Genomic DNA, 9,275 nt, shown 5'->3' on the forward strand with positions numbered 1-9,275 from the left:
CGTTGTTTGGAAACCACCCAGCGCTTAACACCGGCCCTGTCTTTTGGAATGATAATAACGCTGTAACTATCGGCTATTTTCATCATGAGCCCTGATCCCTTAGCAAGGTTTCCGCGGCGCGTCAACCCATCAATTTCCCATATTTAACAATGAGTTAACATTGCATTGTTGATTCTTCATCTTCATTCGGGTTGTTTTGAAGAGAATCGACTTTAACTAGGACAAGGGTGATGTTGTCGTCTCCTCCTCTGGCTTTTGCAATATCTATTAAATGATGGCTGGCCGCTTCCAATTCCTGATGAGTCAAAACATCCAGCATTTCATTGTCCTCCACAAGATTATAAAGACCGTCACTGCATAATAAATAAACATCTCCGTTTTTAATCGCCCTCGCTTCCGCATCGACTTCCACCTCGCTTTGGAAACCCACAGAACGCGTGATGATGTTGCGCAAACGATGTTCTTTCGCGTCTTTGGGTTTGATAATACCGGCCCGAATCTGCTCCCCAACCAGAGAGTGGTCGGTGGTCAACTGTTCTATTTTATTCCCGCGAATACGGTAGCCTCTGGAATCCCCGACATTCGCCACATAAACGCGGTTGTTGCGAAAAAGAAAAGCGGCGGCGGTGGTTCCCATCCCTTGCAAAGAATTGTCTTCAGTCGCCTTTTCAAAAATACGATGACTGGCGAGCAGAATGGAATATTGGAGCCATGTTTTAAAATCGTTCGGTTTTACGGGAAATGCAACGGAGTCCTGAAGAGTGGAATCCGGATCGGCATTAAGCTGGTTAATGGTGCTCTGGATGGTGTCTACGGCAAGACGGCTCGCGAATTCCCCTCCTACATGACCGCCCATTCCATCGGCGAGGACATAGAGATGCAACGCATCATCCACAAGGAAACTATCTTCATTTTTTTCACGCTTACAGCCGACATCGGAAAGACCAAAACTTGAAATTCGCATTTTGTTGTTCCTATCTAAAATAACCCATGTTGCAAAGGCTAAAAATTGGTTTTGCACAACTCACATGAATGTATCGGCACCTCGCAGAAAAAGTTGCTTAGCAAAACGATCGAGGAAACCGATCACGAAATGGAAATGCCTTCTCTTTGAATTTGGATATACAACGATGACAAATGATTTGTTTTAAGAGATTGGGGATCTGTGGCGATAACCTGCAGGCGCGGATCAATCCCAAAGGCAACCATGGTGGCTTCTTTTCTGTATTTTTCCCTGTTGCGACGAAACTTTTCCGACACTAGACAAAGATCGATATCGCTGTCTTGTCTCGCTTCGCCACGGGCATAGGAACCGAAGAGTACGGTGCGAAAAGCGGGGAACTCCGCTTTTTTTAACGCTTGAGTAAACTTTCTTACTACATTTCTGATTTTTTTCGGAACCATTTCCAAATCTCTTTTGTGGCTTCCAGATATTTTCTGGAATAAATTTTATCCACTTTTTTGTAAAAGGCCTGCAAATCTTCCGGGTAGCGCGCTTCCATATTAAATTTGTTTATCTGGTCGAGCAATTCAATTTGAGCCTTGGAAAGTTGCAAATTTGTTTTGGCCGCGAGATAGAGTAAATTGTGCGTGTAAGGAGGATGATCTTTGATGGCACGCGTAACCATGGCTTTTAACAATTTTTCGAGGGAAAGATGACATAAAAAAAGACAATAATCATATTTTCCCGTGTGAAACAGGGCACGAGCCATTTCCAGATCATGCTCCGCTGATTCGAGCCAATACTTCACCACTTTGGAAACATCTCTCAGCGTCATGATTCATGGCCTAACAAATTTTTTCTTTTGTGACAACGGAGAATCCTAAAAAAACATCTCTTTGAGAATGACGAGAGTGCCAAGAGTCCAGCAATAGTAGGCGAAGTTTGCGAATTTTCCCTGACGCATCCAGCGGAGCATGAGTCCAATGCAATTATAGCCGACAAAACCGGCCATCACGGCGCCCAAAAACGCTGACAAAATCATGGGGGGTGCCATGTGGGATAAGTGGCGCAATTCTAAAATGACCGCGCCGCCAACAATTGGAATCATCATGAAGAATGAAAAACGGAAAGACGATTCGGGGTTGAGTTTCACAAAAAGTCCCGCGGAGATGCTGGTGCCGGATCTTGAAATTCCGGGAAGGATTGAAAAAATTTGTGCGATCCCGATGAGGAGTGCTTGTTTGAAGATAATATTTTCAAGGAGCACCGTATTGTTCTGCACTTTGCGTGTGGCATTGATGATGGCTCCGGTGATGAGCAGAAACAAAGCCACCATCATGGTATCGGAAAAAAGATCTTCAAAAAATTGATGAAAAAAGACTCCGACAAAACAAACCGGAATAATTCCCAGAATCACCAACCCTCCCAAACGCCTCGCGGACGATTCTTTGACGACAGTGGGAATCTGTTTTGTTTTTAATTTCGCGCGCCACGGTTTGATCCAGACTCCAATAAGCCACGCCAGATCCCAGCGGAAAAAAAGGATTGCCGCAACTAAAGTTCCCACATGCAAAGAGACATCGAAAGCGGCCATTGTTTGCGCCGATTCCCGAATCCCCATCCAATTTTGCGCGATGACAAGATGCGCGGAGCTGGAGACCGGAAAAAATTCCGTGGCCCCCTGAATGAAACCAAGAACAATCGCTTTGTACCAAGTTAACATTATTTCTTTTGCCTTGTTTGTTTTTGGGAAAGGATTGTGCGGATTCTGTTGGTAAGGGAAACAGTCTCATAGGGTTTCCGGATATAATCCTCCACCCCCATGGCCCTCTTTTCCTTTTCCAAATTTGGTTTGTCCACTCCCGTCAATATGATGACTGGAATATCCCTTGTTACATCGTTGAATCTGAGATTATTCAAAACAGAGTGTCCACTTCCGACAGGCATCATCAGATCTAATATAATCAAATCCGGTTTTTCTTTTTGGGCCAGCTCAATAACACGCACACCTTCGTGAGCAACAAGCGTATCGAATCCCTCTTCTTCCAACCTCATTTTTAGCATGTCAACCATGTCAACATCATCATCAGCAATCAGGATTTTGTATTTTTTATTCATAATCACACTGAAACCACAAATAAAGTTAGGAATCAACAGTAACAAATTGGATTCTTCGCGGAGTTTACCCTGAGCCCGAGCAGATTCTTCGCTTCGCTCAGAATGACAAAGCGAAGGGCTCAGAATGACAGAACGCTAAAAGGATTTATCAAAGATTGAAATAACCGGACGGGATATAAACCCAGAATGGCGTGGGCAAAAGAGAGGATTCCAAGAAAAATTAAAAAAAACAGGTAAAAAACGGCTTCTCGCGACCATTGGTAAATCTGCCTTTTCAAATGGAGCAGGTAGAAAAAGGGAAGCCACAAGGCAATCAACAACAGCAGATACAAGAAAGCATATTCCCGCGGAATAAATGGCGCAAAAATTAGCCACAGGATCATCGCGAGACCGCAGGCCATCAAACAAAAATTATCGCCTCTTTCCGTCATGAAGATCCCTGTATTTACACGCAACAAACACCACTCCCGCCGCCAGATAGCAGGCGGAGATATTAATGAGGACATCATGCCATTCTGCCATACGGTTCGGTAACAGGCCCTGAAGTCCTTCATCCCCCAATGCAAACAAAGAACAAAGTATAATGGTGCGTCCGATCAAAACAATCCCATCAGAGGAAAAACGAAAGGCAAGATAAATCAAAAGATAAAGCAAACCGTATTCCAGAAAATGAAGGCGATCCAAGGTCTCTTCCATTCTTTGTATGGCGCCTTGAAACAATATACCCAAACCGAGCAGAAGGCCGTAAGCCTCCGCCTTGCGAATTTTCAATTTGAAATAAAGAAAATAGATAAGAAAAAGAGCACTCAATGCATAGGTCCATCCGACAAAAGAACCCAACGCATTTCTTTTGGAAAGATAAAGGCCGAGAAACGGCGTGAAATAGAGACCCGCGTAAACCAAAGCCACATAGGCGCCGACAAACCCCCAAGCTTTTCTGCGCGTTAGTGGCATGGAAAATCAAACCTGTGCAACCTTATAAAACCATTAGGAAAATTGTCAAGAACAGCCTTTCAATAAAACCCCAAACTGCCCGTTTTTTTCGCCCGATTTATGGCCCATCCGAAAAACAAAAAACCCGATGGAAGGAAGAACGCGGAAAACAGAAGCAGACAGATTATTTCCTGTTGCAGTGCAAAAATATTTTTTCCCTCCAGAAGCGCCATGCGCATCGCTTCCAGAGAATAGGTCAGAGGAATGAACAAAGAAAATTTTTGAACCCACAGCGGAAGAATGGAAACGGGAAAATAAACGCCGGAGAGAAAACGGGAGATACCATTGAAAAAATAATTCACGGGATCTCCCCTCTTCAAAACCAATGCAAAGCCGGCTGAAAACAAACCCAAGCCCGCCAACGCCGTCACTGTCAAAACAAGAACAACAACCGCGGAAACAACATTAATGTGCGATAAATCCACTCCCAAAAAAAGACCGCCAATCAAAAGATAGGCCAACACTTTGAGAGTGGCGAAACCCAAATCCCAGAGGGCGCCTGAAAAAATAACGTCTCCCAACCGTGTCGGGGTAATGAGAATGGCTTCAAGCGTTCCCGCCCCCTGTTCTTTTTGAACGACACTGGCAAAGCTATTCAGGGCGATGGATTGGAAGCCGGCAAACGCAATGCCAATGAGGACAAAAGGGAAATAAGATCCGTAGGCCTGAAGCAGAGGACTGGCATTGCCAACGATTTTGGCAACAAAAAAGAAGGTAAAGATATTTGCAAATATCCCGATCCCCTCAAAGAAAAAGGAGGTCTTGTAACTGAAGGCTTCCAACATATCTCTTTTAAAAAAACCCCAGACTTTTCTGAAAAACATTTAAGAATCCTCCGATGTGGCTTTTTGAAATATCTGTTCCAGAGAGGCTTTGGTAAGATTGAATCGGCATTGGAGTTCTTTGAGTGTGCCGCATGCCTTGATTTTTCCCTTGTCGAGAATGGCGATTCTGTCCGCAAGACTTTGCGCTTCCTGAATCTGATGGGTGGTAAAAAAAACTGTTCTTTTTAGACTCCGCAAACTCTGCGAGTTTGCTTCGCGGCCCGGCAAAGCCGGACCTTGACTTAAACTCCGCATCAACTCTCTCAACTTTGTGGCGGCGTTGGGATCAAGACTTCTTGTGGGTTCATCCATGAAAATTAGTTTTGCATCGTGAAGAAGACTGCGGGCCAGCGCAAGGCGTTGCTTCATGCCCGTGGAATATTCCTGATATCTTTTTTCCAGATCTTCCAAACCTAGCGTGAAGGCGGCTTCTTCAATGCGCTGTCTTGCCGTCTTTCGCGGCAGATTGTAAAGCGTGGCAAAAAATTCCAGATTTTGCCTGCCGGTCAGACGCCAGTAGAAACTTCTTTCCTCGCCCACAACAAGACTCAAAAGAGAACGGACTTCAGCCGGATTTTTCACCACATTCAGACCGTAAACAGAAGCCTCTCCACTATCAGGCAGGATCAGAGAGCAAAGAATTTTAATCAGCGTTGTCTTTCCGGCGCCGTTGGGACCCAACAAAGCAAAAATTTCTCCGGCGGGAACTTCAAGATCCACTCCATCCAGTGCAACGGTTGCACTTCTTCCAAAAAATTTCGTAAGTTTTTTTGTCTCAACAGCCAAAACCATATCGTTTCCTTGATGGGTCTGTCGCCAAAGTGTCATTCTGAGCCCGAAGGGTGAAGAATCCAATTTGGAACAGTGTCAGAATAAGATTCTTCGTCGCTAACGCTCCTCAGAATGACTTCGGCGACAAGTCCTTGATATCCGCGTCTCTCTCTAATAAAGAAAAGGGATAAAGCCAATGCAAAACAGATTTTAACAGCCGCGAAGCGGCGTTGAGGGGGAGGCTCCAACGGCTTTGCCGGTGGAGGGGGCTTTGCCTGCCCCTACAAATAGATAAAGCCAATGCAAAACAGTCTTCAACAGACCTACTATAGGACGGCCGCCATAAGTATTCTGCAAAGAGAAGAACTGAAAAAAGTTCTTCTTCATTTGAGAGAACATCATATCCCGGTCATCCTGCACAAAGGGATCGCCCTCGTGGAAACTGTGTACAAAAATCCGGCATTGAGACCCATGGTTGATGTGGATTTGATTGTTCCCTTCGATAAATTATCCGAGACCGAGGCGTGTCTGAAATCTTTTCCCTTTCGTAGCGATTTGCTTTTTCTGGACCTCCACACGGACATCATCAACACGAAGCGTTTTGGCCTGTTGCAAAAAAAACCGAGCGCCCGAATTATGAAGATGTGGCAAAGGGCGCAAAAACTTGATTTTGAAGGGATCCCAACCCTTGTTCTCTCACCGGAGGATTTTCTAATAGCACTTTGTTTTCATCTGGCCTTCAACCACCGTCTCTGTGGCCCGCTCTGGTTTTCCGACATCGCCCATTTTCTTGAATGTTATAAAGACAAACTGAACTGGGCAGAGCTTGTTCAACTGGCTCAAGATTATGAAAATGCAAAATCGGTTTTTTACTGTCTCAAATATCTCAATGAAAAACAGTGCGTCGCCATACCGCGTGAAGCCTTAAACAAACTAAGCCCAAAAAAAACAAGTCTAATGGAACGCACGTTGGTTGGTCGCATCTGGAAGGAAAAACCACTGGGACGGTTTGGATTTTTTTTCAGTCTCTCTTTGATTGAAAATCAAAAAATGCGTCGGCGCTACCTTTGGCTCACACTGACAACGCCTCGATAGCACCTACTTCTTTGAGCTGGGCGATGAGTATCGAAACATCTTTGCGCACAACCGCTTCCTCCACGTCGTGTTCTTTTGCCAAGACTTTGGCAATGTCTTCTTCCGTATTTTTTCCGTCAATGCACTCCCAGATTTTTGCCCCCGTTTCTTTAAGCGTAAAAATGCTTTGCATGTTGGCGACATTTTTTCGGATGGGCACCAGAATCACTTCATCCATGATCTGTCTGGAAACAATATCCGCATGTTTTTTATAAATCATCCACCCCTCCTGTAAAGGACCATGGACCATAGACAATGGACTGTGGACCCGTCCCTTTCTTAAGTTTTTAGTCCATGGTCTATGGTCCATAGTCCATAGTCCCGTATTTAAAATATATCTGCCAACTCTTCCCACTTTTTTGATATGCACCACTTTTCCCAAAACAGCGCCGGCGTCAAGAAAGGTTTCTTGGTCCTGAAGCGGTGCATCTCCTTTTGTCAGCAGAAAACGTCCCTTGGCGCTGGTTTCTTTTTTGACAACACGATGAGCCACCAACCAAACCTCCTTGGATTCGTGGGCATTTTCATACACCACAATATCCCCTTCCTGAATCGCATCAAAACCGCAGGGCTCAATGGTTAGACGATCCCCCGGACCAAAAACGGGGAGCATACTTTTTCCTCTGGCCTCCAGAAAAATTTTAACTCCGCTCTTGAGAAGTTCCGGAGCAATTTTTGAGATGTTCAAGGGCACCTCTAAAAATCTATTAAAACGCAATTTGTCATTCTGAGCGAAGCGAAGAATCCACTTTGTTATCAAGCAGATCCTTCGCGGAGTTTACACTGAGCGAAGCGAATGTGTTCAGGATGACAATCGGGGTTTTTAGAGACGCCCTCGACATATTTCTTTTTTAAAACAGCTTTCTCTTTTTGATACGGAACACAGGTGTTCACATCGCCCATTTCCGAAAAAGAATCGGACGGTCCGCGTGCGCAATAATCGAAAACGGAACATGAAGTGCAGACATAATCTTTTGTCGGTTTGGATTTTTGAACCAGATTCACCAAACTTTTCCATCCGGCCGCCACGGAAGATTCAAGAATGTTTTCCTGCGGAAAAGTATTGAAGAGACACAAATTCATTTTTCCATAGGGCGTGATAACAAGACTGCTTTTTCCGCAACGGCAGTTGAAAGGTCCCTGTGTTGTCGATTTGCATGGAGAAGAGACCCGCGCCATTTTTTTTAAGAAGTTATTTCCGTGAAATGCGCACCACAATTTCAAATCTTCCTCAGGGGAAATGCGATGCTGGAGCGGTTCTCTGGAACCATCCAGTCGCGGATTGATTTCGCTTGCGTAATCAAATCTTAACCTTAATTTTTCCGTAAAACGGCGCAGTGCTTCAAATTCATGGAGGTTGGTATTCAAAATAATGGATCGAAGTTCCACAGGAAATTTTTGCCGCAAAAGCAAATCAAGACCGCGGACAAATTTTTTGAAAGAACCGCGAACACGCGTCACCTTTTCATAAGTTTCCGCGGTGGCCCCATATAATGAGACACACACCCGATAAGGGTCTAATTGTTTGAGGCGATCCGCTGTGACTTCGGTTATAAGCGTGGCGTTGGTCAGGAGAATAAACTGCATCCCTTTTTGGCGGGTATGATCGAGGATTTCAAAAATATCTTTTCTCGAAAAAATCTCGCCGCCTGTGAACGTGACAAGACAAGTCCCCAATTTTGCCAATTGGGAAAGGATGGAAAGAATCTGTGAAGTGTCTGTCTCGTTTCGTGCCAAGTGCGTTGGATTGTAGCAGTGGAGACAATTAAGGTTGCAACCGTAAGTAAGTTCTATCATCGCTTCCACAGGCACACCTTTTTTTTTCGCACTGCAATGGAGCCGTTCCATGTAATCATCGAACGAAACCGTTGCGTAGCTATGGCGAGCGCAAAACAAAATGTCCGGTTTCTTTTTGTCATTCCCGCGTAGGCGGGAATCCAGAAAAGCTAAAAAAGATTGGATCCCTGCCTTCGCAGGGATGACAAAATTGCATATGCAAAAACGGACATTTTGTTTTGCTGAGGCTATATTACCCGCATTTTCCGCCACGCTCATTATGGTTCCTTTCGGATGAAATCAATGATGTCGGGGGATTTCGCGAATTGAAGCGATACAACGGGGACATTCAAAACCAGTTCTCCAAAAAATCCAAGTACCTGTTGCACGGTCTCGGGGCTCCAAAAAGGAAAAAAGGAATTTACAAATAATTTTTGTAGTAAAACTGGTTTGGGTTCTTCTATCCATTGATGTTTCGACGCCTGTTGGAGAAGACAAATTTTTTCAAGAGGCACACGGTGGTTGTTAACATAACCCAACTCTCCCACCCACGGGGTTGCGTAAAGCCAATAACGGCCCTCTTCTTTTCGAATGATGATCCGGTCATCTCCCAGAATAACCGCGTCCTTCATTTCCTGCCAAAAACGGGAAAGAGTGGTTTTGCCGGTTCCGGAAGGGGCAATAAAAAGAAGTCCTCGGCCATTGTCATCCACCGC

12 protein-coding genes are annotated in these 9,275 nt (G+C 44.8%); 1 reads left to right on the forward strand and 11 read right to left on the reverse strand.

What is annotated here, in order from left to right; translation table 11 throughout:
- Positions 1–154: 154 nt before the first annotated feature.
- The 8 genes from HY877_01610 to HY877_01645 form a co-directional block, all read right to left on the reverse strand.
- Positions 155–964 carry a Stp1/IreP family PP2C-type Ser/Thr phosphatase gene (locus HY877_01610; protein ID MBI5298979.1) on the reverse strand — a complete coding sequence of 270 codons (810 nt, stop codon included), beginning with the start codon at positions 962–964 and terminating at the stop codon, positions 155–157.
- Between the two features lie 122 nt (positions 965–1,086).
- Positions 1,087–1,404 (reverse strand): nucleotidyltransferase domain-containing protein, encoded by a 318-nt coding sequence (locus tag HY877_01615; protein MBI5298980.1) that lies wholly within the window; start codon positions 1,402–1,404, stop codon positions 1,087–1,089.
- Positions 1,377–1,778 carry a HEPN domain-containing protein gene (locus HY877_01620; GenBank protein MBI5298981.1) on the reverse strand — a complete coding sequence of 134 codons (402 nt, stop codon included), beginning with the start codon at positions 1,776–1,778 and terminating at the stop codon, positions 1,377–1,379. The genes HY877_01615 and HY877_01620 overlap by 28 nt, the downstream gene beginning before the upstream one ends.
- Before the next feature lie 45 nt (positions 1,779–1,823).
- Positions 1,824–2,666, reverse strand: a complete 843-nt coding sequence (locus HY877_01625; protein ID MBI5298982.1) for an undecaprenyl-diphosphate phosphatase — start codon at positions 2,664–2,666, stop codon at positions 1,824–1,826.
- Positions 2,666–3,061 carry a response regulator gene (locus HY877_01630; GenBank protein MBI5298983.1) on the reverse strand — a complete coding sequence of 132 codons (396 nt, stop codon included), beginning with the start codon at positions 3,059–3,061 and terminating at the stop codon, positions 2,666–2,668. The genes HY877_01625 and HY877_01630 overlap by 1 nt, the downstream gene beginning before the upstream one ends.
- Positions 3,062–3,472: 411 nt before the next feature.
- Positions 3,473–4,015: a VanZ family protein gene (gene vanZ, locus HY877_01635; protein MBI5298984.1), complete on the reverse strand. Its 543-nt coding sequence runs from the start codon at positions 4,013–4,015 to the stop codon at positions 3,473–3,475.
- 59 nt (positions 4,016–4,074) lie between these two features.
- A complete protein-coding gene (locus tag HY877_01640) occupies positions 4,075–4,878 on the reverse strand; it encodes an ABC transporter permease (GenBank protein MBI5298985.1) in 804 nt (267 codons plus the stop codon).
- The gene (locus HY877_01645; protein MBI5298986.1) at positions 4,879–5,670 is read right to left on the reverse strand and encodes an ABC transporter ATP-binding protein; all 792 of its coding nucleotides are present in this window, start codon (positions 5,668–5,670) and stop codon (positions 4,879–4,881) included. It abuts the gene before it with no gap.
- 279 nt (positions 5,671–5,949) lie between these two features.
- Between HY877_01645 and HY877_01650 the strand changes: the two genes are divergently transcribed.
- Positions 5,950–6,744 (forward strand): nucleotidyltransferase family protein, encoded by a 795-nt coding sequence (locus HY877_01650; GenBank protein ID MBI5298987.1) that lies wholly within the window; start codon positions 5,950–5,952, stop codon positions 6,742–6,744.
- Here the strand turns inward: HY877_01650 and HY877_01655 are convergent.
- The 3 genes from HY877_01655 to HY877_01665 all read right to left on the reverse strand — a co-directional run.
- On the reverse strand, positions 6,722–7,471 hold the full coding sequence (locus tag HY877_01655; GenBank protein MBI5298988.1) for a PqqD family peptide modification chaperone: 750 nt from the start codon (positions 7,469–7,471) through the stop codon (positions 6,722–6,724). The genes HY877_01650 and HY877_01655 overlap by 23 nt on opposite strands.
- A 68-nt stretch (positions 7,472–7,539) precedes the next feature.
- The gene (locus tag HY877_01660; protein ID MBI5298989.1) at positions 7,540–8,838 is read right to left on the reverse strand and encodes a radical SAM protein; all 1,299 of its coding nucleotides are present in this window, start codon (positions 8,836–8,838) and stop codon (positions 7,540–7,542) included.
- Positions 8,838–9,275, reverse strand: a 438-nt coding sequence (locus HY877_01665) for a hypothetical protein (GenBank protein MBI5298990.1), incomplete at its 5' end; no start/stop codon positions are given. The genes HY877_01665 and HY877_01660, both read right to left, overlap by 1 nt.

The sequence above is a fragment of the Deltaproteobacteria bacterium genome (genome assembly GCA_016213065.1).
Classification (GTDB): Bacteria; UBA10199; UBA10199; order SPLOWO2-01-44-7; family SPLOWO2-01-44-7; genus JACRBV01.

Bases quoted from the DNA above. Each gene is read 5' to 3' on its own strand.
- HY877_01610 (MBI5298979.1), bottom strand. From the start codon at position 964: ATGCGAATTTCAAGTTTTGGTCTTTCCGATGTCGGCTGTAAGCGTGAA.
- HY877_01615 (MBI5298980.1), bottom strand. From the start codon at position 1,404: ATGGTTCCGAAAAAAATCAGAAATGTAGTAAGAAAGTTTACTCAAGCG.
- HY877_01620 (MBI5298981.1), bottom strand. From the start codon at position 1,778: ATGACGCTGAGAGATGTTTCCAAAGTGGTGAAGTATTGGCTCGAATCA.
- HY877_01625 (MBI5298982.1), bottom strand. From the start codon at position 2,666: ATGTTAACTTGGTACAAAGCGATTGTTCTTGGTTTCATTCAGGGGGCC.
- HY877_01630 (MBI5298983.1), bottom strand. From the start codon at position 3,061: ATGAATAAAAAATACAAAATCCTGATTGCTGATGATGATGTTGACATG.
- vanZ (MBI5298984.1), bottom strand. From the start codon at position 4,015: ATGCCACTAACGCGCAGAAAAGCTTGGGGGTTTGTCGGCGCCTATGTG.
- HY877_01640 (MBI5298985.1), bottom strand. From the start codon at position 4,878: ATGTTTTTCAGAAAAGTCTGGGGTTTTTTTAAAAGAGATATGTTGGAA.
- HY877_01645 (MBI5298986.1), bottom strand. From the start codon at position 5,670: ATGGTTTTGGCTGTTGAGACAAAAAAACTTACGAAATTTTTTGGAAGA.
- HY877_01650 (MBI5298987.1), top strand. From the start codon at position 5,950: ATGCAAAACAGTCTTCAACAGACCTACTATAGGACGGCCGCCATAAGT.
- HY877_01660 (MBI5298989.1), bottom strand. From the start codon at position 8,838: ATGAGCGTGGCGGAAAATGCGGGTAATATAGCCTCAGCAAAACAAAAT.